The sequence below is a fragment of the Streptococcus sp. HF-100 genome, from assembly GCF_015594635.1.
GTDB classification, from domain to species: domain Bacteria; phylum Bacillota; class Bacilli; order Lactobacillales; family Streptococcaceae; genus Streptococcus; species Streptococcus vaginalis.
In genome coordinates, this window is record NZ_JADNQV010000006.1 from 81,846 (window position 1) to 107,785 (window position 25,940).

Below are 25,940 nucleotides of genomic sequence, written 5' to 3' on the forward strand. Positions count from 1 at the left end.
ATGAGACGGAAGTTTGAAGCCTTATCTTGGAGCGAGTTTCACTGGCAGCGACCGTTTGCGATAGATGATGTCAAAGCTATGCTGGGGCAACTTGTCGGGTTAAGTCGCCGTAAAGCCGTAATCTTTGAAATTCGAATCAAACAAAATAAGGTGCGCTATTTATTGGGAACAGAAGGCCAAGACCGACCGTATATCCACCAGTTAATTCAATCACACCGTAATATTCAGTTTTCTAAAGCTCCTAAACGTGAAGTGATGACTAGTGCTCGTCTAGTAAAAATCAAACAGTCCCATTATGCTCTTAAAACTGATTCAGTGGAGAATATGATTCGTTCCAGTTTATCTCTGGCAAAAATACTCCAGCCAGATGAGACAGTAACGGTTCAGTTAATGCTAGGCACAGGTTCACCACCTCGTCCACAACCAAAAGACCTGCCGAATTTATCTGCCAAGTGGTATCAAGTAATCACCAACAATGTTCCTGAACTATCTGAAAGCTCCAAGAAACTCATGCGCCAAAAGTTGAATCAGTCTACTTTTAAGTGTGAAATCAGACTTGGTGTCAGTTCGCGCAGTATTTTGCGAGCCAAAGAGTTTTTTGCGAGCTTGTTGAGTAGCTTTAGGATGTTAGAAACTACAGCTACCATCGAGCTAAAACCTTTGGCTGTTCAGGGATTCAACCATGCACAACCGCCTTGGTCTTACCCTTACAGTTTGGCAATCTCAGATCTCGCTTGTTTTTTGCTCCTGCCAACTGGCGAAGAACAGATAGCTGGTATTCCTAACGTTCACCCCAAATTAGCAACACCATCCTTGGGTTATAACCTAAATCGAAATAAAACGAGAAGCCTGGCGCAAACTATTGAAGCTGAATCTAGACCGATTCAGATTTCAGCCCAAGCCAGCAAGAAACATACTGTCTTTATCGGCTCAACTGGTTGCGGCAAAACCACCGCCATGAGTCACTTGATTTTATCAGATATAAAATCTAAACATCATAGTGTAGTTGTGGTGGATGCCAAAGGTCAACTCACTCATGAACTATTAGAGCGCACACCAGCTGAGCACGATGAAGATATTGTGGTGATTTCACCCACTTCAAAGCGAATTGTCGGCATTAACCCCTTTGAACTCACAAAACACGGTATTGAACCCGAAGTTATCGCAGATTATCTTTTAGAGTTATTTAAAGGACTTTATCCTGAACATTTTGGAATTTACTCACTGGATATTCTATCGCATAGTTTTCTAACACTTGCTAGGATTCCAAACACTTCTTTAGTAATGCTACCAAGTCTGCTGACTAATCAGTCCTTTCGAAACAAACTATTAAGAGAGTTAAAAGACCCAATCGGGCTGGAAAGTTTCTGGAACTGGTTTGAACTGCTCAGTGAAGCTCAACGTCACCAGATGTTAAATCCCATTTTGAATAAATTCCGCCAGTTTTTACTTCGTCCGCAACTTCGGGCAATGCTTGGACAAAGTAAACCTAGTTTTAGTTTAGTAGAAATTTTTCAATCCAGAAAGATTGTATTGATTCCCCTTAATAAAGCCGTGATTGGTTCAGAATCTGCAAAACTTATCGGTAGTCTTATTACTTCGATGCTCTGGATGTTAATTTTGCGCCAGTCGTCAGTCGAGCCAAGCAAACGCCAGTCAGTCTCTATCTATATTGATGAGACACCGAGTTTCTTAGGAATCCCTAACGCTAACTTAGATGAAGCACTTTCGCAATCTCGCCAATTTAATGTTGGCTGGAATATTGGCTTCCAACACCTCGCCCAGATGTCACCCCAGTTAAAAGCTGGAATTGAATCTAATGTTGCGAATAAAATTGTTTTTGGCTTAAATCTTGATGAAGCTCGCGAAATGGCAAAATATACTCTGGAGATCGATAAAGAAGATTTTTACAGCTTACCACCATTTTGGGCATATATTAGAACAGAAATCTCTCCTAACACCTACCGCTGGCTTATCGGTAAAACCTACCCGCCTAGTCTAAAACTGAGAGATAGTCGTGCACCATATCTAAATAGTTTAACTAGATATGGGCAAGATAGTTCAACTATTGAAGCTGAATTTGAAAGCCATGCTTTTGTAAAACCGGTCTCAAAAGACAACAATCCACCGCAACAACTAACAGATTTTGGACGGAAAAAGCGTTCCAATCGCTCTTCGAATCGTGTTGATGAAGAAAAATCTTCCACCCCTGACAAATAAAGGTTTTCAGAATTTTTACTCACACGACTTACTCCGTAACTAGGCATATTTTGCGGAGAGCACACCTTTAAATTTAATGGAGAACAAAACAGATGAAATGGAATCAATTAACAAATGAAGATACGCAAATTCTATACTTTTTAAATCAGGCTAGATATGCCACTACCAACCAACTAGCTAGACTCTTTTTCGCGGATAGCGCTCGATTTGAAACCGCTATTCGCCGAGCTAATTTTGCGCTTCAAAGTCTCAAACAAGCTGGCCTAATTTCGCACTTGAAACGTAGAATTGGTGGCGTGCGTCGGGGCTCGTCTTCCTATGTCTGGCAAATTACTTTTCAAGGGCTAAAGCTCCTTAAAAATCAAGATAACAGTATCACCTTACGCTATAAAAATCAATATGAGCCAACCCAGCACCACGTTGAACATACTTTGGCGATTACGGAAATCTTTGTTGAGACACTGGAGACCGTTCGAGATTCAGAAAAGCTATCGCTTGAAACTTTTTCCTTTGAGCCGAACTCTTGGCGCAGCTACCAAAAACTTTCTGGTATAGGCAGAACTCTAAAGCCCGATGCTTATTTAGAGCTAGTTAGTCAAGAATATGAAGATCATTACTTTTTAGAAATAGACCGAAGCACCGAAAGCTTATCTAGAATTGTGAACACTTGTAAAAAATATATTGAATATTATCGCTCAGGTATTGAACAGCGACAAAAGGAAGTTTTCCCATTTGTGCTCTGGATTGTGCCAGATGATAAGCGCAAACTCGCTATCTCGAAAATTATTCAACATGAACTATATAACTTTTGGGAACTGTTCACTGTAATAACACTTGAAGAATACCCATATTATATCAAGGGAGGAATAGCTAATGAACCAGAAGAATAAAGACCGAGACTCAAACCAGCCCTCACGCACCGCCGATGAAATTTGTCGAATTGGTCGAACGACTTACTTAATCCGTCACCGTTTTACTGGAAATCGCAATCTTGAAAACATCCTAGAAAGGTTGATTTTAAGCGATAAATCACTACTTTAAAAGTAGTAAAAATGGTATAATAGAAGTATGAGGTGTGTGAACTCCAAAAGGAGAAAAACACATGAACAGAACTTTGACAATTTCAGATTATAGACAAGTAGATACTTCGAAGCTTTCAGATATTACGGTGGTTTATTGTCGTTTAAGCCAAGACGACGGGCTGGACGGAGATAGTAACTCAATTATCAATCAGAAGAAAATTCTGCTTGATGTGGTAGCGAGAGAAAATCTCCCTAATCCTATCTTGTTTGTCGATGATGGCTTTAGTGGCACAAATTTTGACCGTCCAGCTATTTTGGAAGCACTTAGACTGGTGGAAAATCGACAAGTTTCAAACTTCGTCGTTAAGGATTTAAGCCGTTTAGGTCGGTCTTATATCAAAGTCGGACAACTAACGGAAATTACTTTTCCGAGCTTTGATGTCCGCTTTATCGCCTTAAATGATGGCGTGGATTCTAACAAGCCCAATGAGAGCAACTCCATTTTCTTACCAATCAAGAGTCTAATGGACGAAATGTATGCGGCGGATACCAGCAAGAAGATTCGAGCGGTTGTGCAATCTAAAGCCAAAGCTGGTGAGCGAGTAACTACTAACCCACCTTATGGCTACCTCAAAGACCCAAGCAATCCTAAAAACTGGATTATTGATCCTGTTGCTAGTGAAGTTGTGAAGCGGATTTTTCAAGAGGCGAAAAAGGGAAAAAGTCTCTCGGAGATTGCGAAAGGATTAGGAAAAGATAAAATTTTTAAGCCAGACCGCCACCGAATCGAAATCGGTTTGAAACCTATTTCCGCCAGCTCAAATGTGGAAACTTTGCCGTATTTTTGGACGCGAGAAACCTTAAGCGCTATCTTAGGACGTGAAGAATATTTGGGACATACGGTCAATCTCCGCACACGGACAAAATCTTATAAAGACAAACGTAAAGTAGATAACCCAAAAGAAGACTGGTTGATTTTCAAAAATACCCATGAAGCGATTATAGACCAAGAAACTTTTGATATTGTTCAGAAGATGAGGAGTCATAAGAGGTCTAATCAACGGTATAAAAATCGGGCTGGTCACGAGAATTTGTTTGCGGGATTGGTTTTTTGTGGAACTTGTGGAAGAAAACACTATTTCTGCCCACAAGAAAAAAATGGACTTAACCACGACCACTACAAGTGTTCTGGCTACCGCAAACCGATTGATGGTTGCGAAAATCCGCATTACATTCAAAAATCCGCTTTGATCGAGATTATAAGTGGCAAGCTCCGCCAAACCATTCAGGAAGCCCGCTTTGACCAAGAAGCCTTTGTGAAGAAGCTAGAACAGCAAAGCCAAGCTCAATTCAGCAAAGATAACAAACGTCAGCAGCTGCAACTTCAAAAAGATGAGCATCGCTTTAAAGAGATTGACGGCATCATTCAGAAGCTTTATGAAGACAATCTACTTGGTAAAATTTCAGATGAACGCTTTGTAAAATTAAGTCAGGCCTACGAAGAAGAACAGAAACAACTTCAAACTTCCATTTCTGACTTAACCGAAAAACTCACCAAACAACAAGAAGATAGCTTGAATATCTCCAAGTTTATGGCGAGAATTTCCAAATATACAAAGCTACCCGAATTAACCGTTGAGATAGTGAATGAGCTGATTGACAAGATTGTGATTCATAAACCAACTGGTACGAAACGCAATCGCATTATTCAGATTGACATTTATTACAATTTCATCGGAAAATTAAACAACGAAAAAAGCGAGCCAAGCGAATTGGCTCGCTAATATTAACCCCCCATTTAACTAAACTGCTGTGTGTCAGGTCAGCTATTGGGCGACTCTTATAGGGAGATTATTATGAAAAAGAAAAGTTTAGGATTTTTATCAAATAAAGTTAGGAGGTCTTCATCTGATGATGTTAGTATAACGCCACCTCCTTAAACTTATCTTAAATTCTAAAAGATTTTAAAAATTTATTTTCTACTCTCAAAAATTTACTTACAAACCCGGAGTTTGACCGATTTCTGCTGTTAACATCCAGATATTCTTTTCAAGTTCTGCTTTTGCACCGACAAAAATATCGTTGGTCACATCATCCCCTTCTTCATCTGTTACATCCAGAGCTTCTTGGTAGAGGCCTACCAAGTAACGGAAGATTTCGATGACACGTTCCAAACTTTCTGCAACATTCTTACTGAATTTTCCTTCTTTTTCTTCAATATTGCTGTGTTGGATAAATTCACTCAAAGTTGAATACGGCGTTCCACCTAAAGTAATCAAACGTTCACTTACTTCATCCAAAGTCGTATCCAAGGTTTCCATGTACTCATCCATCTTAGGATGCCAAACCATAAAACCAGCTCCACGCATATACCAATGTACTTGGTGAAGAGCAATGTGAGCGGTGTATAAATCCGCTACCACTTGGTTTAAAACTGCTTTTGTTTTGGGAAGAGACTTACTGAAAGACTCAACACTTGAGAAAGTTGCAACATCTTTTGCTGCTTCATTTTTTAGATTAACCATTATCCTACCTCGCTTTTATTTAGAATGATTCTAATCTTTTTGATTATAGTTTAATTATAATGTTTCTAAATAAGAAAGTCAAATGATTGAACTCAGAAATTTCTTTTATTAGAAAAGTTGCAATTTTTTAGAATTATTTGCGAATAAAAAAGTATGATTCATTTTTATTTTTTCTTGGTTGGAAGCATTGTGGCTTCTTTTTTAGGGCTGGTTGTTGATCGCTTTCCTGAACAGTCCATTATCGTTCCTTCCAGTCATTGTAATGCTTGTGGGCAGAAATTAGCACCTCGTGATTTAGTCCCTGTCCTTTCACAGCTTATCAATCGACTGCGCTGTCGGTTTTGTCAGTCAAAAATTCCCATTCACTACTTGATATTAGAGTTGGTAGGTAGTTTACTCTTTCTCGCAACTTCCTTAAGCTACTTAACTATCAGCCAACTTGTCTTGCTCATAATGGGAATTACACTAGCTCTTTATGATCAAAGAGAACAGGAATATCCTATCCTCATTTGGTTGTTCTTTCATCTTCTTCTCCTATTTTTGGTAGGTTTTAATCTTCTAATGACTATTTTTTTAGCTCTTGGAATTTTGGCTCATTTCGTTGATTTGCGTATCGGTGCAGGAGATTTTCTTTTTCTAGCTTCTTGTTCAACTATTTTCAAGTTGACAGAGATTATTTGGCTGATTCAAATTGCCAGCTTAGTGGGCTTATGTCTCTTTTGCTTAAAAAAGAGAAAAGACAGGATAGCTTTCGTTCCCTGTCTTTTGATTGGAGTGATTGTTCTACTTATGTATGAGTTGTTACTTCAATAAAATTAGAATGACACCCTATCATGAGGCTAGGATGGATGTATCCAGATTCTCGAAATAAGAGAGCGATGATTACAATTTTCAAATTTTAGTTTTTAGACATAATCTTCCCAGATTTCATAATTTTTGGGGAATAATGTACCAGCAATCATGATCGTCTATTTCACTCTTGATTTTTCATGTTTCTTTTTTCTAAATAATCAGCAATAGCGGCTACATCTTTATCGCCGCGCCCAGATACATTGACGATAATAATCTTGTCCTTACTCAATCGAGGCGCGCGTTTAACTGCTTCTGCAATATCGTGGGAACTTTCAATGGCAGGAAGGATCCCTTCTTTTTGTGTCAACAATAACAGTGCATCTACTGCTTCGTCATCTGTCGCAGCCACATATTCAACTCGACCTAAATCTTTAAAAAAGGCATGTTCAGGACCAACTCCCGGATAGTCCAATCCAGCGGAAATAGAATAAACAGGAGCCACCTGACCGTCTTCTGAAAATACAGCATACGTTTTCATGCCATCAACAACTCCAATGGACCCTTTAGTCATTGTAGCCGCATGCTTATCTGTATCCAAGCCATGACCAGCTGCTTCAACACCAACTAAATTGACTTCTTTATCTGCCACGTATTCAGAAAATGCTCCAATTGCATTAGAACCTCCGCCGACACAGGCAATAATATAATCTGGTAGACGACCTTCCTTATCTAGAATTTGACGGCGGGATTCCTGACTAATAACCTTTTGAAACTCATGCACAATCGTTGGATAAGGATGAGGACCAACAGCCGAACCCAGGACATAAAAAGCATCTAAATCTGTCATCCAAGCAGCAAAAGCAGCATCCACCGCATCCTTTAATGTTTTAGTCCCTGTTTCGACCGCATGGACAGTTGCTCCCATCATTTCCATTCGGAAAACATTCAATCGCTGACGTTCCACATCTTCTGCACCCATATATACATCGCATTTCATGCCAAACTTAGCTGCAGCTGTTGCTACTCCATGTTGACCAGCTCCAGTCTCTGCGATAACTCTGGCTTACCCATTCGTTTTGCTAGGAGAATTTGCCCTAAAACATTGTTTAATTTATGAGAACCTAGGTGATTCAAGTCTTCTCGTTTGAGATAGATTTTTGCACCTCCTAAGTAGTCCGTCAAACTTTCTGCAAAATAAAGCGATGTCTCTCGACCTGCATAATCTGCTAAATAATGATGATATTCTGCTAGGAACTCTGGATCATTTTTATACTTTTCAAATGTCCCCTCTAGCTCGTCTAATAAAACTTGAATCAGTTTCGGTACAAAGCTACCACCAAATTGACCAAAATCTCCTTTATTTTCTACCATGATGTTTCCTCACAATCTTTAGTATTCTTGAATTTAAACAACAAAATACCCCCACACAAAAACTGTGTGAGGGCATATGAGCGCGGTGCCACCTCAATCATGGGAAAAGTAGACCTTATCCGCATATCTCTATCTTGTCTATCAACAAGCTGCACTGTAAGGTGTGCACACCGAATTTTTATTGTTTCAAATTCATATCATTTACATCAGTCCATTTCATAAATATCTACTACTTGTTTACACCTAGCACAAGCTCTCTGGAAGTATCAATTTACTACTTTTCTGATGTTTGAGCATTATTATAGAGTTTTTCTACCATTCTATCAATAAAATAGTGAAAAAACCATGGAAAAGCATCCTAAATCCGAACAATGACTCTTATTTTTATTTAGAAGTCAGAAACTTATCTTTCCAATGGCTGACACAAGTCTTATACAACAGAAAAGCCAGATATCCGCCTAATGTATTTGTCCATAAATCATCTATTTCAAAAACACGATTGGCATCAATTAAAATATCTAACAAAATCTGTGTACATTCAATGAAAAGGCTTATCGCAAAGCTGACAGAGAGTACACGTTTGGTATTTCGCAAGTTCGAAAACAACCAGAGAAGCTGAAAAATCAGTGGGCTCAGCAGAAAAATATTCATCACATTTTGCACGAAAACCTTAATCAATTGATATAGAGAAGTAATTTGCCCAAGATTGATAAAAGAATTAAAAGGAATGAGAAGCACTACAATACGACCAAACTGCTGAATCCCCGGCGTCTCCATTCCCTTTTCTGGCACTTGAGGGAGAAAACATGTTAGACATAATAATAAAATGTAGAAAATGCTTCCCCAAGTAAGAAAAGTACGTCCCTTAACGGTTAATTCACCATCTGTTTTCAATAGATTGTTCAATTTAAGCATGCTTGGTAAGAGCTTTCTCCTTGTCCTGCTTCATGGTGTTTGAGCGCAATTGACCGCAAGCTGCATCAATATCCGTACCATGCTCTTGACGAACAACACAGTTAATGCCATTCTTTTTCAGAGTATCGTAGAAAGCCATTACACGTTCTTTGGGACTGCGACTATATTGATCATGTTCGCTAACTGGATTGTAAGGAATCAAATTGACATACGATAGCTTTTTGATATTCTTCAATAAAGCTGCTAATTCCAGGGCCTGTTCTACTCCATCATTGACTTTATTTAGCATGATATACTCAAAAGTAACCCTTCGGTTAGTCGTTTCAATATAATATTCAATCGCTGCAAATAGCTTCTCAATTGGAAAAGCACGATTGATTTTCATAATGCTAGAACGCAATTCATTATTGGGTGCATGAAGAGAAACAGCTAAATTAACCTGCACTCCTTCGTTTGCAAAATCACGAATTTTATGTGCTAAACCGGAAGTGGAAACCGTAATGTGACGAGCTCCGATAGCCAGCCCCTTGTCATCATTGACAGTTCGCACAAACTTGAGAACATTGTCATAGTTATCAAAAGGCTCGCCAATCCCCATAACCACAATATGGCTGACGCGCTCACCTTGTCCACGCTCATCAAAATATTTCTGTACCAGCATAATCTGAGACATTATCTCTCCGTTATTCAAGTCACGCTGCTTTTTAATCAGCCCGCTGGCACAAAAAGTACAGCCAATATTGCAGCCAACCTGAGTAGTTACACAGACCGACAGACCATAGTGCTGACGCATGAGAACTGTTTCAATCAACATACCGTCTGGCAATTCAAAGAGATATTTGACTGTTCCATCAGCCGATTCCTGCACAATTCGTTGCTTCAGTGGATTGACAACAAATTCATCTTCTAATTTTGCCAACAAATACTTTGAAATGTTTGTCATTTCTGCAAAAGACTGAACCCGTTTGCGATAAAGCCACTCCCAAATCTGAGTAGCTCGAAATTTCTTTTCTCCTTTACTTTCTGTCCAATCTATCAAATCCTGACGGGTCAAGCTATAAATCGATGGTTTCATTTTTTCTCCTTCATTTCGTTACAAAACCCCATTCCATACACTATTTTTGACGAATAACAAAATGGCGCTGGCTGCTTGTTTGTTGTTGCTTCGTTGAATTTTGCTTTCTTGCTCTTTGATTTTGATTTTGTCGCTTACTGCGCTGGCGATTTTCTCGCTTGGGTTGCTCTTCTTTATAGGAGCGAGCTTGTTTAGGACGACGTGGCTTGGTTTCATTTTCCTTTTTGTGATGTGATTTTTTATCAAACGATGCGCGACGCGGCTGTAAATTTTCCAAGACAAAATAAGCACAACCATAATTGCAGTATTCTAACAAATAATCTTCTAAGCGACTGATTTTTTCCTCGCTTTCATTTGCCTTGTCATCTTTATAAAATCCACGCAAACGCAACTGCTCGTTGCCCCAGTCGCCAACAATATAATCAAATTTTGTTAAAATATCTGAAAAACGCTGATTAAAAGCTGTGACATCAAAACCTTCTTTGTAGTTGTCCACCAAATCAAATTCAATTGTCTCAGCCATCACTTTTGTTCCTATTTGCCGAAATTCCGGTCCAGGAAATTTATTGTAATTATATAATTCAGGTGCAATTTCTTTTCGCATAGTTATCCTTTATAAGCGTTATTTACTTGTATTATCTTATTTTACCATAAAAAGAAGTGTTTTTGATAGTTGAAATAGAGAAAGAAGAAAAGAGCAAAGTCAATTTTCTATCATTAACTTGCTCTTTTATTGAATTATTTTTACGACTTTTTTGTGCTCTTGAGGTAATCAATGGCGTCTTGCAAGGTCTTGACAGGTACAATTTTCATTTTAGTTTTAATTTTTTTAGCAGCTTCCAAAGCGGTCTCATAGTTAGTTTTCGCTTTAGGATTAACTTTTTTAGCTTCCTTAGTAACTGGATTATTTGGTGCAAAGAAAATTTCTGCACCATTTTTTGCTGCTGAAACAACTTTTTTGTCAATCCCACCAATGTCGCCAACTTTTCCTTCGCGGTCAATCGAACCTGTCCCAGCAATATTTTTGCCGTCTCTCAATGTTGGATCTGCAATTTGCGTATAAATTGCCAAACTAAACATCAAGCCCGCACTTGGTCCACCAATACCGGCAGTTGAAAATTCAATTGGTATATTACTTGTGACTTCTGTTCGGTCAATTAAGCTAATACCAATTCCATTTTTTCCATTTTCAAGTTTGATAATTTTACCTATAGCAGATTTTTTCTGACCGTCTTCTACATAGTTCACCTTGACCTTGCTGCCAATTTTCTGTGAGCCTACATAATCAATCAAATCTTTTGAACTGTTGAAAGTCTTATCATTCACGCCTGTCACAGTATCTGCAATATTTAGAATCCCTTTAAAGGTTGAATTCTTGGTAACTTGCAACACATAAACACCCAAATATTTCAAACTAATATCCTTGCCCGCTTTTTTCAAACCTTGATATTTGGCTAAGTTTTGTGATGTTTCCATATAAAATTGATTGATTCGCATATATTCTTTATCAGAAGTTCCGCCAGTCAGATCTTTCGCCGAATAAATATCTGTAAAAGGAGTCAACCAAGCATAAACCAAATGAGCAAAGGTTGCATGCTGAATCCCAACAGTGACAAAGTTATAAGAACCTTTTTCCTTATCCACTTTATTATCTACACGTAATACTTGCCGAACATCTGCTGCACCACCTGGCACTTCAATGTAATAAGGCAGAGGAACTATAAAAGACATGAACAGTAGAAGCAGCCCTACTACAGCCACTATCGGCCATTTTTTAAATTTAGTTCGTGATTTTTCCATGTTGTTTCTTTAACTCCTTTACGACACTTTCGGGCACATACTTTGAAACATCCTGCTCCAAAGCAATCAATTCACGAATTCTTGATGAGCTGAGATGCTGATAAGCTGGTTTGCTTATCAAAAAAATGGTTTCTATCTCAGGTGCTAATTCATGATTGAAAAAGTTGAGATTCCCCTCATAATCCAAATCTTGACTATTACGTAGTCCCCGTACAAAAGTTGTCACTCCTAGCTTTCTTGCCACTTCTACTGCCAATTCATCATGAGAAGTAACAATTTTTACATTCTCCAAATGAGCTAGAGCAGCTGCTATCATTTTTTCTTTTGCTTCAATACTAAAAAAACTCTTTTTCTCAAGATTATAAAAGATACCAACATAAAGGCAATCAAAGAGCTTACTAGCTCGCTTAATCAAGTCAATATGCCCCTTTGTAATCGGGTCAAAAGAGCCCGCAAATAATCCAATTTTATCTGACATAAACCGTCACCTTTGAAATTCCATATATTTTTTGCTTCCAGATACCTAGCCCTGCGATTTCTTCTGGTAAATCCACCGACTTGTCTGTCTCACAAACAACCAGTACATCATCGCTCAGAAGCTCTCGTTCAATCATTTTTATAATATCTGAAACAATCTGTTCTTTTGCATAGGGTGGATCTAACAAAACCAAGTCAAACTGTCCTGTGACCAATTCAAGTGCTCGATTGGACTCCATTTTCAGAAGTTCAAATCGTTCTTTTTCCTTAGTCATACTGATATTTTGGCTGATAATCGCTTGCGCCCTGCGGTCTTTTTCAACCAAAACAGCCGAAACCATGCCTCGCGAAATAGCTTCAATCGCTAAACTGCCGCTTCCAGCATACAAGTCCAGAACCTGTCCTCCATCAAAATAAGGACCAATCATATTAAAGATAGCTCCCTTAACCTTGTCTGTCGTCGGTCTGGTTGTTTTGCCTTCCAATGTTTTAAGAGGACGCCCCCCATATTTCCCTGCAACAACTCTCATAAAGAATATTATAACAAAATCTCTAAAGAATGTATCAGTTTTTCTTCTGTGATAGCTGTAAGTCAATTGTTTTTTCTGTCTAACTTTTGAAATGCAGTTCAAACATGATGATTTTTAATACAGTTTTTTGCAATTATCTCGAGCTGATTGCAGACCACATAAAAAATCCCCTGATATGAATCAGAGGATTGATTGATTATCTCACTTCAAGCAAGCCAACGTCACCGTCTTCACGACGATACAAAACATTGGTTGTGTTGTCTTCTACATCAGTATAGATGAAGAAGTCATGTCCCAATAAATCCATTTGAAGAAGAGCTTCTTCTAAGTCCATTGGTTTTAAGTCAATTTGTTTGGAGCGAACGACTTTTGCAGGTGCAGCTTCAGCTTCTTCAACAACAGCATCTGTAAACAACTGACTGGTTGATTTTTTATTACGGTTTTTACGTTCAATTTTTGTTTTATTTTTACGAATTTGACGTTCAATTTTGTCTGTCACCAAATCAATAGAACCATACATATCTTGGGAAACATCTTCTGCACGAAGAGTGATAGAGCCAAGTGGGATGGTTACTTCAACCTTAGCTGTCTTTTCACGATATACTTTCAAGTTTACACGAGCATCCAATTCTTGATCAGCTTGGAAATATTTCTCGATTTTTTCAAGTTTAGAAACTACGTAATCACGAAGCGCTTCTGTTACTTCTAGATTTTCACCACGGATACTATATTTAATCATATAAGTACCTTCTTTCTAAGCATTTTGTTTTTCTTTACTTTATTATAACGCTTTCATTTTTTTTTTGCAAATTTTTTGTTATCTTGCCAATGAAAATGTCAAAATTTCTTTCACACCCGCTTCCACTAAAATATCTTTGGCAAGTTGTAAGGTTGCTCCTGTGGTATAAATATCATCTATCAAAAGAATTTTTGCTGGAAGTGTAACCTTGTCTTTCACTTTAAAGCACTGCTGACTCTGCAATCGCTCCTCTCTCATCTTGCTTGATTGAGCAATTGTATCATACTTTTCTAAAATTTCCTTAAATTGCAACTTTGTCCCCTCAAGAAAAGCTGTTACTTGATTAAACCCTCTTGCTTGATACTTTTCTACACTCACAGGAATTGGCACGAGCGTATAATCGCTATAATTTTTTAATTCTTGATGCAAAACTTCAGTAAATACAGAAGAAAGAACATAATCTCCTTGAAATTTATATTGACTAAAGAAGTTTTTCATAGCTTCATTATAGACAAAACAACTCTTATGGCAAACTTCTTTTCCTTTCTTTGTCCACACATCACAGTCTATGCAGATTTCATCTATTCCGTCACGATAGCACTTAGGGCAATGTTGCACTGAAATACGCTGGAATTTTTCAAAACAAGCATCACAAGCTTTTGCTTTGGGCTTCTTCAAAGTCAGCAAATCACAAAATGTTAGCTTTTCATCAAGTAGACTTTCACATAACAGACAGTTATTCATAAACCAGCCTCCTGATTCATCTCCCGAATTTCTTTAATAGCTTTTTCTATCGCCATAGTTGTACCATCATGAAAAAAGATTAACTCGCCTGTTGGTCGCTCCATACTACGACCAACACGACCAGCAATTTGTACCAAAGCGCTGCGACTAAACAGACAATGGTTAGCTTCCACCACAAAAACATCTACACAAGGAAAAGTCACGCCACGTTCCAGAATCGTCGTTGATATCAAGATTGTGATTTCTTTTCGACGAAATTTCTCTACAATATCTAGTCGATTTTCAGTCGTTGAGGCTACAAAGCCAACTTTTTCATTAGGGAAATTGTTTTGGAGAATCTCTGCAAATTCTTGTCCTCTTTTAATCTCAGAAGCAAAAATGAGAAGAGGAAAACCTGTTTTTCTTTGCTTTTGCAGAAATTGTCTTAATTTAGGAACCAACTTCTTTTGACAAAGGTATTTTTGAAAATCTGCCAGCCAAACTTTTCGAGGAACAATTAAAGGATTCCCATGAAAACGTCTAGGGAGACTTAAGCGGTTCAACTCTCCCTTGCTAACTTTTTTATCCAGCTCATCTGTAGAGGTTGCCGTTAGAAAAATTATAGTACTTTGCTCTTTTACTGATTGTGCAACGGCATGGTAAAGCATCGGATTATCCACATAAGGAAAGGCATCCACCTCGTCAACAATAAGAAGATCAAATGCTCGGTAAAATTTGAGAAGCTGATGCGTTGTGGCAATCACAAGAGGACTGCGAAAATAAACTTCTGATTCACCGTGCAGGAGTGAAATATCACAAGCAAAATCTATTTTCAGTCTACGATAAAGTTCTAAACAGACATCAATTCGTGGGCTAGCCAAGCAGACGGCCCCGCCTTGATCAATAACTTGTGCTACCACCTGATAGATCATTTCTGTTTTTCCAGCTCCCGTGACTGCATGGACCAAGCTATCTTTTCGCTTGGCAACTGCCTCCACAAGTCTTTGAGAAACCTTGGCTTGAAATTCTGTTAACGTTCCTTGCCATTTTAAGACATCTGCTTTAGGAAACTCTTCCTGTGGAAAATAATAGAGTTCTTCATCACTTCTGACCCTTCCTAAGATCAAGCAGGATCTACAGTAGTAAGCACCTATTGGCAGTTGGTGTCTTTCTTTATCAACTGCTTGCCCACAGCGATTGCAACATAATTTCCCTTTTTCTTCTTTCATTGCTGGTAAAGTTTGCGCATATAATTGCAATTCTGCTGGTAGTTGTGCTTTTGTAAACATACGACCTAAGCAATCTTGTAATTCTATCATATCTATTTATTCGAAAAAACTTTGGCAAAATACAAGTTTTTTTTGTAAAATGAAGATATGGAGTTTAGAACAATCAAAGAGGACGGACAAGTCCAAGAAGAAATCAAAAAATCGCGCTTTATTTGTCACATCAAGCGTATAACAACAGAGAACGAAGCACGAAATTTTATTCAGGCTGTCAAAAAAGAACACTACAAAGCTACTCATAACTGCTCTGCCTTTATATTAGGAGAGCGGAGTGAAATGAAGCGAAGTAGCGATGATGGAGAACCAAGTGGGACTGCTGGTGTACCTATGTTAGGCGTTTTAGAAAATCATCAACTAACTAATGTCTGTGCTGTCGTGACACGCTATTTTGGTGGTATCAAGCTAGGGGCAGGAGGTCTTATTCGGGCGTATAGCAGCAACGTTGCTTTAGCTATCAAAGAAATCGGGATCGTCCATATAAAAGAACAACTTGGACTGAGGATCGCTCTCTCTTACAGTCAATATCAAGAATTACCCAATTTTCTTAAAGCTAACCATTTACAAGAACAAGATACATCCTTTACAGAACAAGTCCAAACGACCATTTTTGTTGATAAAGATGATAAGGACAGCGTTATAGAGGAGTTGATTGAGTTGTTTAATGGAAAAATCGACATTACTGACCAGGGATTGCGGAAAGTTGAAGTTCCCATTTCTTTATCCTAAATATTAAAAAAAGCTATCACCTTGATAGTTTTTTTATATTTTACAAAGACTTCTTTTCGTTTTATACTGATGGTATCAACAGAATTGAGGTATTATTTTATGGCAAAAATTTATCGTAACATTACAGAACTCATTGGAAATACTCCTATCGTGAAATTAAACAGGCTTGTTCCAGAAGGTGCTGCTGATGTCTATGTCAAACTAGAGGCTTTCAATCCGGGGTCGTCCGTCAAAGACCGCATTGCTCTCAGCATGATTGAGACTGCTGAGCAAGAGGGCTTGATTCAACCAGGTGCAACCATTGTCGAAGCAACCAGCGGAAATACCGGAATTGGTTTATCTTGGGTAGGTGCTGCAAAAGGTTATAAGGTTGTTATTGTCATGCCAGAAACTATGAGTGTTGAGCGTCGCAAAATTATCCAAGCTTATGGTGCAGAATTGGTACTAACTCCCGGAAGCGAAGGAATGCAGGGAGCGATTGCCAAAGCTGAAGAAATTGCTAAAGAACGAAACGGCTGGCTACCACTTCAGTTTAACAACCCAGCTAATCCAGAAATACACGAAAGAACAACAGGAGCAGAAATTATCGCTGCTTTCGGTGAAAAAGGATTGGATGCCTTTGTCGGAGGAGTTGGCACAGGCGGTACTATTTCTGGTGTTTCTCACGCTCTCAAAAAAGTCAATCCAGATATACAAGTTTATGCAGTTGAAGCAGATGAATCAGCTATTCTTTCCGGTGAGGAGCCCGGGCCTCACAAGATTCAAGGTATTTCTGCTGGTTTTATCCCAGAAACACTAGACACTCAAGCTTACGACGGTATTGTCCGCGTTACTTCTGATCAAGCACTTGAACTTGGACGTCGTATCGGTGGACAAGAAGGTTTTCTGGTAGGTATTTCTTCTGCTGCAGCTATTTATGCTGCACTTGAAGTAGCCAAAAAACTAGGAACAGGTAAAAAAATTCTAGCTCTTGCTCCAGATAATGGCGAACGCTATTTATCAACAGATCTTTATAATGTTGAAGTTTAAACGTCTAATCATCCGTAAATACAAGACCAATCACAATTTTAAACTTTCAAATAGGTTAAAAAAACAGCTTTACTATTGAGCTGTTTTTTTGTTGAAGTAATGTTGGCTTATTTGTTGGAAATATAGGGAACTTTATTATTTCAGGTACTCTACTTCAGATATGTATAGTTGGAACCTTTCTGTCCTCAGATGTTAGATTACTTCGCTATTTATCCAAAACTAACTTTCGGTACAGTTCCTCACCAGACAGGTCATTTTCTCCATCAAGTAAGAGAGTTTTGCAAAATGCAGTCAAAAACTCGAGACCTTTCTGCAAAATTTTGGCATCATCCAAAGCCAAGATATCTCGGAAAAATTTAGCATGTTTTTGAAAGAGTGTATTGTCTACTTCAAAACCGAATTCACGTAAATAATTGATTAGAAAAACTATCATCGTTCTATTATTTCTCTCTCAGAAAAGATGAATCTGCCAAATGCCTGAACTTTCCTTTGTTAAAATCAATACCAGACATTTTTATAAAAAAATTCTCCGCCTTATACTCAATAAAAATCAAAATTAGACTAGGCGACAAGCCACAGACAATACTGAAGTATAGGATGTAGAAGGCAACAATGCATAGTTTTAATTGTTGAAGAGTATTATTACATTCTATTATACTAAAAACAAGCCAAACCTTGCAGTTAGACTTGTTCTAGGAGATTTGTTTTCGCCCTTTGCCTTTAAACTTATAAACATCTGAACGCTTAATCGCATGAACATTCATAATGACAAAATCCTCGTCATCAACTTTGGCAATGATACAGTAAGCCCCTACATGAAAGCGAACATAATCAGGCAAACTGCCTGTCAGATATTTTCCCAGTACTTTAGGAAAATCAACATTTATGAGAGTAGGTCACTTGCCCATCGTCAAGGCATTCTACATAACCAAATCAGCTTCTTGTATATCATAGAGCTCTTCCAATTTTTCCGCCAAAACCTGCGCAATAAATTCTGATTTACTGATGTTGTGAGAATTTGTCCATGAACTTAGCTTTTTATTTAACTCATCCAACAAACGGGCTGATGTTGGTACAGCCATGAAATCACTTCTTTTTAAATTTTTATTTTGTAGTTATCTTTTACTACATTTTGGAACAGGAAACAAGGTGGATGGGATGTTTGGCTTATTATTTGAAGAAGGTGCCAAAAAGAATATAAACCTTAGGGTAATTAACTATAAATAAAGTTTATTTTTTCATTAATTCATTAATAAGCATCCGCGAGCTACCAAATTCACATTCAAACATCTGATCAATAATATCTAGACACTGTTCTGCTGTATCATCTCCCTTATGCTCATCATAGAGATTCAGCATTAATTTAGAAAGATGTTCTTCAATTAACCTATCATAATAAGGATCAGATTCTAATTTCGTATCTTTAGATATAATACTTGCTACCGTTTTAAAAATGATTTCTTCGTAGTTCGAAATGGATACTTGTTTTTCAAGAAACTCTAAGAAATAATAATATAGCTTTCCTTTATGTTTAGAAGTTAGTAAATTAAATATCAATTCCTTATCTTCTTCAACGTCTAATAAATTATCCATAAATAACTGTGGTAAAATCTTTCCAAAATCAATATTATCATATGATAAATAATGTAATATGATTTCCTTTGCTTTTTCTTTATAATTCTTCCCTTTTAAATAATCAATCGCCATCTGACAAATAGTTTCTGCTTGAAGTCCACTTCCACTATATACAGTTGATTCCATATCTCCTTTATTTAAGTAAATTTCTGTAATCAAAGAGGACGACTTTTTTACAAGGAGTTGATCCGTAGACTCAAAACCTAGTTTCAATAAGAACTGAATTCTTTCTCTATAATCATCATATAATCTATAAACAACGTAACCGCTATACCAATGCGCTAACATCCTTTTATCTTTATCAAAAACCAACTCAAATAATTCTTTAGCAAATTCTTTATCTAAATCTAAAATAGTAGAGATGAGAAAAATAGAATTCATTCTTATATAGTGTGTCTTATCTTTTGCCAATAAAAGAATTGTCTCCCTAAAATATGAAACAAGTGTCGGTGTATTTGTTATTAACTTGTCGAAAGCATGAATCGCATATCCTCTTAAAGTTGAATATGATTGTCTCACATAATCTTCCATTGTCTTAGCTTCATGAAATTTATCAAGAGCATCTAAATCAGTTTTCTTAAGATAATAATTAAGCCTTTCCAAAACTTTCTCGGACCATGCTATATCTGAGTGCTTCTCTATAACTTGGAAAAAATAATAAAGATTCTCCCAATTATTTTCATTTACAAAATTTAGTAGGATGAATTCAAGATCACTTAAAACAGTATCTGGAATTTTTTCTAAGTCTACAATCCCCCTCAGTAGACCATCTATATAATGTTCATTGATTTTATGATTAGACGATAAGTTTAAAAATAAAGAAACGTATTCTTTAGGATTTTTAGAAACAGCACTTCTAAAATCAGTAGCCAATTCTCTAGGAGAAGACTCAATAAATATGTGTCTCTCACTATCCCATCTACATTTAGTCTCACCTTTTGGACTGATGAGAATATTTCTCCAAGATTTAGCAGAAATATTCTTACCTTGTAATGGAGAAACTACACTTCCACAATGTGAGTCATAAAAAGAATCAGAAAAACTATTAGATCGTTCTAATACCTTTAGTAATTCGATAGCTTCTTTACTCATTCTTTCTTTCGGTAAAACTGATAGCAATCTATACTGTAAATCTCCCCAAAACGGCCAATAAACCCTAACATCATTTTGAGATTTATTTGTTTCAATTCTCCTTGCTAGTCTTTGTTTAGCCTCAGGTGATACATAATGAATAATTTGTTCTTCAAGTTTATTGTACATTTCTAATGAACATCTCTTTGAGACCTTAGAAATCAATCGTTTGGCCAAAATCAATTTTTCTTCATAACCTTGAGATTTTTCAAAGAGTGTTTTGTTAAAATCAATCAATAAGTATTCGATACAATTATCAGAATAACTCTCTGGTAAATTATACAAGGCATCTAAAATAACTTCATTATAGAGATAATCACCCTTTCCCATATAATTATTATAAGTTTCAAAAAAAATCTCAGGATGTTTTGAAATTAGATACTTATTTACTTCATGTAATAAGTGAAAGTAATATATTTGTAAGCTATCGCGTTCTTTCAGGGCTAGATTGTATTTAGTAGAATTATTCTCGGAATACTTTTTAAGATAAGGCAATAATATTTGGACTATTTTTATACAATTTTCATCTATATAATTATGGGAATCTTCATCGAATTTCTTTGATTCACTATAAAATCTATTGCTATTATCAGAGTCTTGAAATTTATCGAGCAACAAGCAAATAATCTTAATTTTATAGTTATTTAGATTCTTACGATAATCATTATAGAATACTATATTCCCCTTAGAATCCCCCGCATAATATCTCCAGTAATGTAATCTTAAATTAAAAAAGTCTTCAGAGTCATTATTATAGTTACTATTAAAACAACTACCCCATTCGCTCTTATCGTTAGAATTTTCTATAGAATCTTTTATAAATTGAGTAGTTTCAGTTGTGTAATATGGAGAAATACTACTTAATAAATTAATTACCAATGATTTATTGATATCTAAAAATTTTTGCAAAACTCTCTTTTTTATTAAAAAATTAACATATGCTGGGTGACCACTAATTACCGTTTGGAACAAATGATTTCTATACTCTGTTTCTTGAATCAGCTCTCCTATATAATTTAAAATCTTTTTAGATGGTTCTTGAATGCTTCCCAAAATTTCAAAGAAAACATATTTGAAATTAAATCTAGTATCGCTACCTTTTATTAACCCGTCTCCAAAATCTAAAAAATCTTCTTCCGACTCCTCTAACAGTAATTGAAGAAAAATTTGAAATTGATAGCGTCTTGTTGGATTTTGCTGTGATTTATTTCCAATAATGCTTTTTATATCCCAGTTATTGTAATAATCAATAAACATTCGATCTGCAACAAAACAGTCTAAAAATGATTGATGAACGAAAAAAATCTTGTTTGAACGTTCTATTAGCATCCCCTGGCTAATTAAATATCGTAAAGCCCTCTCGTTTCCTGCAACTCTTCTCTTACTAAATACGGTATTACCCATATCAGTAAATAAATTTACAAGCTTTTCTTTTAGTTTATTCAGATCATCTTCACTTAAATCGGCTTCCCGACATTTTTCTGATAAATCTCTCCACCATTTATCAACTAGGTTATATGTACTTGTTATTTGATAGTATTCTTCTTTGTTATTAATTTGCTCCCATATGTAGAGATTGCTAGGGGTTTTTAGCAACTGTCTTAATTTATTTGGATAACTATGATATTTACTTCCTAAGATTTCCTCAACTTCATTTTCCATTAATTCGTTAACTTCAACTCTTTTCCAAGTTTCAGTATTACTTTTTAGCTCTCTGTCAAATAGTGACTTAATTCCGTTATCGTTTTCTAAATCATAAGTTCTACAAACGAAAATAATTGAAATTTTGTTTTCTCTTTCCGAGTTAAGATTCCGTATTTCGCGAATCAACTCCAAACAAGTCGCAAGTGAGACTTTAGAATTTCTTGCTGTCCATCTTAATGCATCTAATTGATCTAATATAAGAACAGCATTTCCCTCTTTAGAAAAAGCGTTCAAACAATAACTGATACTAGCAGGAAACCCTAATCTCTCTCCCCATCTTTGTGTTGTATCCTCAGGAATATAACAATCTAGTTTTAAATCTAAGTGTAAAATATTACCTTTATCACACCAATCAATAATATTTTCTGTTAAACCACTTTTACCATTTCCAGCTTTCCCGTGAATGATCATCGATTTTCCTTCTTGAATATATTTCTTACATTCATCAAATTGTGTGCGAATTTTTAGACCAGAATCCAATGTTTTAAAGCTATTTTTATACTCATAATTTAAAATCTTTATTCTAGGGACTATCCTATCATCACGTGCCAAATTTCTTAGTTCAATTTTTTCTTTAGCTAAAAATGAATTTAAATCACTAAGAGTAAACCATCTTCCAAAAATCTCACCACGTGAAATTAAATTAATGAATTTTGACTTTATGCTAGCAGCATCACCAATAAAATATTGACTAACCTTATCTTTAATAAATTCTTCATTTTCTGGATACGGCTCTTGTCTAATCACCGTTCTACTTAAAAAATTTATAATTTTTCGAATGTCTTTCTCCTTAGAAAATCCCAAATGCTTAACATAGTTATCAAATAAGTTTTTAAGCTCTGAAGATGTATTAACTTGATAATCAATAAAAGACTGAGCATTATCATTAGTCTTAGCTCTATAAATTAAATCAGAAAAGTTTGTAAACGGAAGTGGACTAACTAATGAAACTTTAGTTGTCAAGTCTCTGCTTAGATGTAATTTCCAACATTTCAAAATTCCACGACTATTTAAATCTGACAAAGTCCAATAATCTTTACTAGCATTTCTTCCTTTACATTGTTGAGCTTCTGTTATTCCGTTAGAGTATCTAACCCAAACGTCCACCCCCTCTTCTTCTTCACCTATAGCTTCAACTTTAATAGCATCTATTTTTTCAGCAATAATATCAATAAATTTTAAAACAATCCAGTTGAACTCATATTTATTACCTAATTTATCTGCTCTTCCACCTGATTCATAAGGCATACGACACCTCTTTATTAATGATATATTCACCTACATTATATCAAAAACAAGCCTAACTTTGCAGTTAGACTTGCTTATAAGATTATATAAATCAGTTAATCCATTTTTTCTTTAAAATAAATACAGCAGAGAATCAACCATCCTGTTATAAAAATTCATTATTTATAACGATATTTCCGTTTTGGCTTTAATTCAACCCATTTGCTCTGATAATGCAAAATATCATTCAGATTTAGGAGAATTTGTCCTTTCTGTAGAATTGAAATATTATTTATTCCAGAAATTTTCTTAGCAATTGACTCTACATATTCTTCAACAGTTTTATTCAATGAATTTAGTTGTGATTCTAAATGATATTTAAAACCATCTATAAACTCTCTATCTTGATATAAATCATGATAAAAATTATCAATAATTTTAACAATGTAAAATTCTAATATCCCATCTCCACCAGACCAATAATAGCGACTATTAGAAGTCATCGTATCAAAAAATGTTCTACTAGTGTAGTTAGACTCCCTAGTATATTGATAATAGTTCCATCTTAAAATCCATTCCAAGCGAAATAAACTGACTACAGATATATTATCTATGACATCTGATAAATTCACTTTACCACTATGCAAAAGATATTCAACTGATATTTGTACATTATTTTGTTTATGAGAATAAGATTCTTTTGTAAAAATAGTCGTTAATTGATCTGTTAATAATAAATAGTCTCGGCAAAAACAACTAATCCTTTCTTTTTTATATCTAATTCTCCATTTCAAATCTTTAACTGAAATCTTCCGATTTTCTTTTCCTTTTATTTTTCCAACAAGTGATTTGCATACTTTAATAGGAAATTCCCTTTCAATATTAAATCTACTCTCCGCACGGGGGTATTCTTTTCTTGTTAACAACCATTGGACGTACAAAATTTTAAAATCTGACATTAAATGTTGTTCACCAAATTGGTCAAACCAAGAAAAATCTTTAATCATATTATCTCTCGTATCCCATAGCTTTTTTAAGAAGCTTTCAGTAATACGATGATCAATATCTGTCTCAGAAATAATAATCTTTTTCGCTTGATTAAATAAATAATAGTGATATTGTTCATCATAACTCATTATTTGTGTGATTCCTATATCATAAAATCCAAGATTACCATCCCACTGAGTATGATCTGTATAGAATAGTTGATATAACATAAAAGCTAATCGGTATTCTTCATTCATACTTAAGATTAAATTTTTAATTTTTTGTTTTCTCAATTCAACGTTACCCGATTTTTCAATTTTACTTTGATTAAAATCTTCAATTCTTCCTCTATCTAAGTAGTTGAAACAAATTTTAGAATAAAGCATACTGTTTTCATAATCATTTCGTTGACCATTTTGAAACACATCGTAATCGGACAGTCTTTTAAATTCTGGTAAACTTATGTTTACATCTCCATTTTCATGCTTATCTAGAATTGTTACTAATCTAAATTTTAAAAAATCATATGTATATCTGTAAAAATGATCGGTCTTATTTTCTTTATAATTTTGTATTTCCTGTTTTACATCTTCAAAAAGACCATCTAAATTTATATCTTCTTTGTTAATTAATACTTTAAACAAAAACTCTCTAACGTTATTGTTCTCATCTCTATGAAATCGTACAAATCTAGTCTCTCCTTTTTCTGGATACTCAATTTTTAAAGACTCTAATGTTGGATCATTTGTTACAATCCTATCAATGATTTTTAAATCTTCTAAGATTAGATTTTTCCAATTTTCAACAGAAAAATTATCTCTATACTGTTTTAAAAATTTCCATTTCTCAAAAATAAATGTTCTAAAGTACTTATAAAAACTTTTCCACTCCTGTCTTAAGTCATACTCGTTCTTATCTTGATAAGTTTCCAACCATGATCTATCATCAAGTAAAAGCTTATTACGAAACCTCTGAGTTCTCGTTAATTCAAACCCTCTCTCTGTTTTGTTTAAAATGGTCCAGTATAAATTCCTAGTATCAAAATAATCCAAATTAAAAATATTTGTCACAAATTCTTCGTATTCATTTACATCTAATTTAGCAAAATCTCTTGTTAACTTATTTTTAAGAAAATCATTCACATATACACTTCTATTGCGATAAATCAACCAAAAGGTTTCTGTATAATCTTCCTGAATCTGTTTCCTCATGTTGTATTTTAGATTTTCATCATCCTTAGTTTTCATCAGTAAAGCAACTCGGATAATATATAGACTCATGCTTAGTAAAAAAATATAAATAACTAACAATAGCATATAAGAAGTCTGCCACAGTATGGTAAGCTCCTTTATAAAAGCTGTATTTAATTTTACTGTTACTGGAATAATTATGGCGGCTAGTAACATCAAAATAAATATTTTTGATTGTGTTACATGATACCAAAATGATTGTCCAATAAGATAATTAACTTTACTTTCCCCTAGATAGGTATCTGATTTTACGTCACCAGCTAGATACTGCAAGAAACCAATATAGATTCCATACATACCAAAAATGCTTACAATAAAACCTAGTAATTCCACATTACTTTTATTAACCAAGCTTATAGTTGGAGTAGCGTAGTTGATTTGGATATACATAAGTCCAATTAAAACTATAGCTAGCAAGAATTCTGAAACATCTTCTAATTTCTCTTTAAATAGATATCTTTTTATCTTATCAAATCTTTCAATAGATTTATTTCCAACTCGCAATTGGCTTATGAAATATCTCAATCCTCGGAAAAAGTCCTTATAAATTGAAATAACAAAAAAGAAAAATACTACAAAACCAATAAAATTAAATCCTTGAACATTATCTGGCAGTATAACGACCAAAAATAAATATATAAAATATAAAAATGGAAACCAATCTTGAAAGGTTGTACGAATTTCATTCCATCTCAACTTACCAAATAACCACGCAAAGAAAAAAATAAACCATAATACTATTTTTACTAAACTAAACACTAATCAACCTCCCGTTT

The 25,940-nt window shown here is 35.4% G+C and carries 21 protein-coding genes and 2 pseudogenes; 7 read left to right on the plus strand and 16 right to left on the minus strand.

The features are described 5' to 3' along the window. The 4 genes from IYQ23_RS06925 (at position 1) to IYQ23_RS06940 (ending at position 5,026) form a co-directional block, all read left to right on the plus strand. A complete protein-coding gene (locus IYQ23_RS06925; protein WP_195674475.1) occupies positions 1–2,220 on the plus strand; it encodes a type IV secretory system conjugative DNA transfer family protein in 2,220 nt (739 codons plus the stop codon). A gap of 92 nt (positions 2,221–2,312) precedes the next feature. Next, positions 2,313–3,110: a replication-relaxation family protein gene (locus IYQ23_RS06930; protein WP_195674476.1), complete on the plus strand. Its 798-nt coding sequence runs from the start codon at positions 2,313–2,315 to the stop codon at positions 3,108–3,110. Next, the gene (locus IYQ23_RS06935) at positions 3,094–3,261 is read left to right on the plus strand and encodes a hypothetical protein (RefSeq protein ID WP_195674477.1); all 168 of its coding nucleotides are present in this window, start codon (positions 3,094–3,096) and stop codon (positions 3,259–3,261) included. The genes IYQ23_RS06930 and IYQ23_RS06935 overlap by 17 nt, the downstream gene beginning before the upstream one ends. Positions 3,262–3,322: 61 nt before the next feature. Next, positions 3,323–5,026, plus strand: a complete 1,704-nt coding sequence (locus IYQ23_RS06940; RefSeq protein ID WP_195674478.1) for a recombinase family protein — start codon at positions 3,323–3,325, stop codon at positions 5,024–5,026. 213 nt (positions 5,027–5,239) lie between these two features. Here IYQ23_RS06940 and IYQ23_RS06945 read toward each other — a convergent pair whose 3' ends face one another. Continuing rightward, a complete protein-coding gene (locus tag IYQ23_RS06945; RefSeq protein ID WP_003032411.1) occupies positions 5,240–5,767 on the minus strand; it encodes a Dps family protein in 528 nt (175 codons plus the stop codon). Positions 5,768–5,920: 153 nt separating this feature from the next. Here IYQ23_RS06945 and IYQ23_RS06950 point away from each other — a divergent pair, with 153 nt between their 5' ends. Continuing rightward, positions 5,921–6,580: a prepilin peptidase gene (locus IYQ23_RS06950; protein WP_195674479.1), complete on the plus strand. Its 660-nt coding sequence runs from the start codon at positions 5,921–5,923 to the stop codon at positions 6,578–6,580. Between the two features lie 160 nt (positions 6,581–6,740). On the opposite strand, the pseudogene trpB reads toward IYQ23_RS06950, so the two are convergent. From trpB to IYQ23_RS07000, 10 genes and pseudogenes are all read right to left on the minus strand, one after another. Next, positions 6,741–7,930 (minus strand): annotated as a pseudogene (gene trpB / locus IYQ23_RS06955) (tryptophan synthase subunit beta). 384 nt (positions 7,931–8,314) lie between these two features. Next, positions 8,315–8,845: a VanZ family protein gene (locus IYQ23_RS06960; RefSeq protein ID WP_195674480.1), complete on the minus strand. Its 531-nt coding sequence runs from the start codon at positions 8,843–8,845 to the stop codon at positions 8,315–8,317. Continuing rightward, positions 8,838–9,920 (minus strand): 23S rRNA (adenine(2503)-C(2))-methyltransferase RlmN, encoded by a 1,083-nt coding sequence (gene rlmN / locus IYQ23_RS06965; protein ID WP_195674481.1) that lies wholly within the window; start codon positions 9,918–9,920, stop codon positions 8,838–8,840. Before rlmN ends, IYQ23_RS06960 begins: the two co-directional genes overlap by 8 nt. A 40-nt stretch (positions 9,921–9,960) precedes the next feature. Further along, a complete protein-coding gene (locus tag IYQ23_RS06970; protein ID WP_195674482.1) occupies positions 9,961–10,524 on the minus strand; it encodes a YutD family protein in 564 nt (187 codons plus the stop codon). A gap of 140 nt (positions 10,525–10,664) precedes the next feature. After that, positions 10,665–11,720, minus strand: coding sequence for a SepM family pheromone-processing serine protease (locus IYQ23_RS06975; RefSeq protein ID WP_195674483.1), 1,056 nt, complete (start codon positions 11,718–11,720; stop codon positions 10,665–10,667). After that, a complete protein-coding gene (gene coaD, locus IYQ23_RS06980; RefSeq protein WP_195674484.1) occupies positions 11,701–12,198 on the minus strand; it encodes a pantetheine-phosphate adenylyltransferase in 498 nt (165 codons plus the stop codon). Before coaD ends, IYQ23_RS06975 begins: the two co-directional genes overlap by 20 nt. Beyond that, positions 12,188–12,736, minus strand: coding sequence for a 16S rRNA (guanine(966)-N(2))-methyltransferase RsmD (gene rsmD, locus IYQ23_RS06985; protein WP_025271932.1), 549 nt, complete (start codon positions 12,734–12,736; stop codon positions 12,188–12,190). Before rsmD ends, coaD begins: the two co-directional genes overlap by 11 nt. Positions 12,737–12,923: 187 nt before the next feature. Beyond that, positions 12,924–13,466 carry a ribosome hibernation-promoting factor, HPF/YfiA family gene (gene hpf, locus IYQ23_RS06990; RefSeq protein ID WP_003025754.1) on the minus strand — a complete coding sequence of 181 codons (543 nt, stop codon included), beginning with the start codon at positions 13,464–13,466 and terminating at the stop codon, positions 12,924–12,926. A gap of 78 nt (positions 13,467–13,544) precedes the next feature. Next, positions 13,545–14,210 (minus strand): ComF family protein, encoded by a 666-nt coding sequence (locus IYQ23_RS06995; RefSeq protein WP_048800490.1) that lies wholly within the window; start codon positions 14,208–14,210, stop codon positions 13,545–13,547. Then, positions 14,207–15,508, minus strand: a complete 1,302-nt coding sequence (locus tag IYQ23_RS07000; protein WP_195674485.1) for a DEAD/DEAH box helicase — start codon at positions 15,506–15,508, stop codon at positions 14,207–14,209. Before IYQ23_RS07000 ends, IYQ23_RS06995 begins: the two co-directional genes overlap by 4 nt. 57 nt (positions 15,509–15,565) lie before the next feature. Here IYQ23_RS07000 and IYQ23_RS07005 point away from each other — a divergent pair, with 57 nt between their 5' ends. Continuing rightward, positions 15,566–16,201, plus strand: coding sequence for a YigZ family protein (locus tag IYQ23_RS07005; protein ID WP_195674486.1), 636 nt, complete (start codon positions 15,566–15,568; stop codon positions 16,199–16,201). 99 nt (positions 16,202–16,300) lie between these two features. After that, entirely contained in the window at positions 16,301–17,230 is a 930-nt protein-coding gene (gene cysK / locus IYQ23_RS07010; protein WP_195674487.1) for a cysteine synthase A, read from the plus strand. Positions 17,231–17,435: 205 nt separating this feature from the next. On the opposite strand, the pseudogene IYQ23_RS07015 reads toward cysK, so the two are convergent. The 5 genes and pseudogenes from IYQ23_RS07015 to IYQ23_RS07040 form a co-directional block, all read right to left on the minus strand. Then, a pseudogene (locus IYQ23_RS07015) lies at positions 17,436–17,711 on the minus strand (cell filamentation protein Fic); the annotation flags it as partial. A gap of 211 nt (positions 17,712–17,922) precedes the next feature. After that, on the minus strand, positions 17,923–18,069 hold the full coding sequence (locus IYQ23_RS07020; protein WP_020998973.1) for a hypothetical protein: 147 nt from the start codon (positions 18,067–18,069) through the stop codon (positions 17,923–17,925). A gap of 81 nt (positions 18,070–18,150) precedes the next feature. Continuing rightward, positions 18,151–18,312: a DUF6290 family protein gene (locus tag IYQ23_RS07025; protein ID WP_003070190.1), complete on the minus strand. Its 162-nt coding sequence runs from the start codon at positions 18,310–18,312 to the stop codon at positions 18,151–18,153. A 148-nt stretch (positions 18,313–18,460) separates the two neighbouring features. Next, on the minus strand, positions 18,461–22,948 hold the full coding sequence (locus tag IYQ23_RS07030; RefSeq protein ID WP_195674488.1) for a hypothetical protein: 4,488 nt from the start codon (positions 22,946–22,948) through the stop codon (positions 18,461–18,463). Between the two features lie 158 nt (positions 22,949–23,106). Next, a complete protein-coding gene (locus tag IYQ23_RS07040) occupies positions 23,107–25,923 on the minus strand; it encodes a hypothetical protein (protein WP_324252732.1) in 2,817 nt (938 codons plus the stop codon). Between the last annotated feature and the right edge of the window lie 17 nt (positions 25,924–25,940).

Coding starts and splice junctions, on each gene's coding strand:
- IYQ23_RS06925 (WP_195674475.1), top strand. CDS start 1: ATGAGACGGAAGTTTGAAGCCTTATCTTGGAGCGAGTTTCACTGGCAG.
- IYQ23_RS06930 (WP_195674476.1), top strand. CDS start 2,313: ATGAAATGGAATCAATTAACAAATGAAGATACGCAAATTCTATACTTT.
- IYQ23_RS06935 (WP_195674477.1), top strand. CDS start 3,094: ATGAACCAGAAGAATAAAGACCGAGACTCAAACCAGCCCTCACGCACC.
- IYQ23_RS06940 (WP_195674478.1), top strand. CDS start 3,323: ATGAACAGAACTTTGACAATTTCAGATTATAGACAAGTAGATACTTCG.
- IYQ23_RS06945 (WP_003032411.1), bottom strand. CDS start 5,767: ATGGTTAATCTAAAAAATGAAGCAGCAAAAGATGTTGCAACTTTCTCA.
- IYQ23_RS06950 (WP_195674479.1), top strand. CDS start 5,921: ATGATTCATTTTTATTTTTTCTTGGTTGGAAGCATTGTGGCTTCTTTT.
- IYQ23_RS06960 (WP_195674480.1), bottom strand. CDS start 8,845: ATGCTTAAATTGAACAATCTATTGAAAACAGATGGTGAATTAACCGTT.
- rlmN (WP_195674481.1), bottom strand. CDS start 9,920: ATGAAACCATCGATTTATAGCTTGACCCGTCAGGATTTGATAGATTGG.
- IYQ23_RS06970 (WP_195674482.1), bottom strand. CDS start 10,524: ATGCGAAAAGAAATTGCACCTGAATTATATAATTACAATAAATTTCCT.
- IYQ23_RS06975 (WP_195674483.1), bottom strand. CDS start 11,720: ATGGAAAAATCACGAACTAAATTTAAAAAATGGCCGATAGTGGCTGTA.
- coaD (WP_195674484.1), bottom strand. CDS start 12,198: ATGTCAGATAAAATTGGATTATTTGCGGGCTCTTTTGACCCGATTACA.
- hpf (WP_003025754.1), bottom strand. CDS start 13,466: ATGATTAAATATAGTATCCGTGGTGAAAATCTAGAAGTAACAGAAGCG.
- IYQ23_RS06995 (WP_048800490.1), bottom strand. CDS start 14,210: ATGAATAACTGTCTGTTATGTGAAAGTCTACTTGATGAAAAGCTAACA.
- IYQ23_RS07000 (WP_195674485.1), bottom strand. CDS start 15,508: ATGATAGAATTACAAGATTGCTTAGGTCGTATGTTTACAAAAGCACAA.
- IYQ23_RS07005 (WP_195674486.1), top strand. CDS start 15,566: ATGGAGTTTAGAACAATCAAAGAGGACGGACAAGTCCAAGAAGAAATC.
- cysK (WP_195674487.1), top strand. CDS start 16,301: ATGGCAAAAATTTATCGTAACATTACAGAACTCATTGGAAATACTCCT.
- IYQ23_RS07025 (WP_003070190.1), bottom strand. CDS start 18,312: ATGGCTGTACCAACATCAGCCCGTTTGTTGGATGAGTTAAATAAAAAG.
- IYQ23_RS07030 (WP_195674488.1), bottom strand. CDS start 22,948: ATGCCTTATGAATCAGGTGGAAGAGCAGATAAATTAGGTAATAAATAT.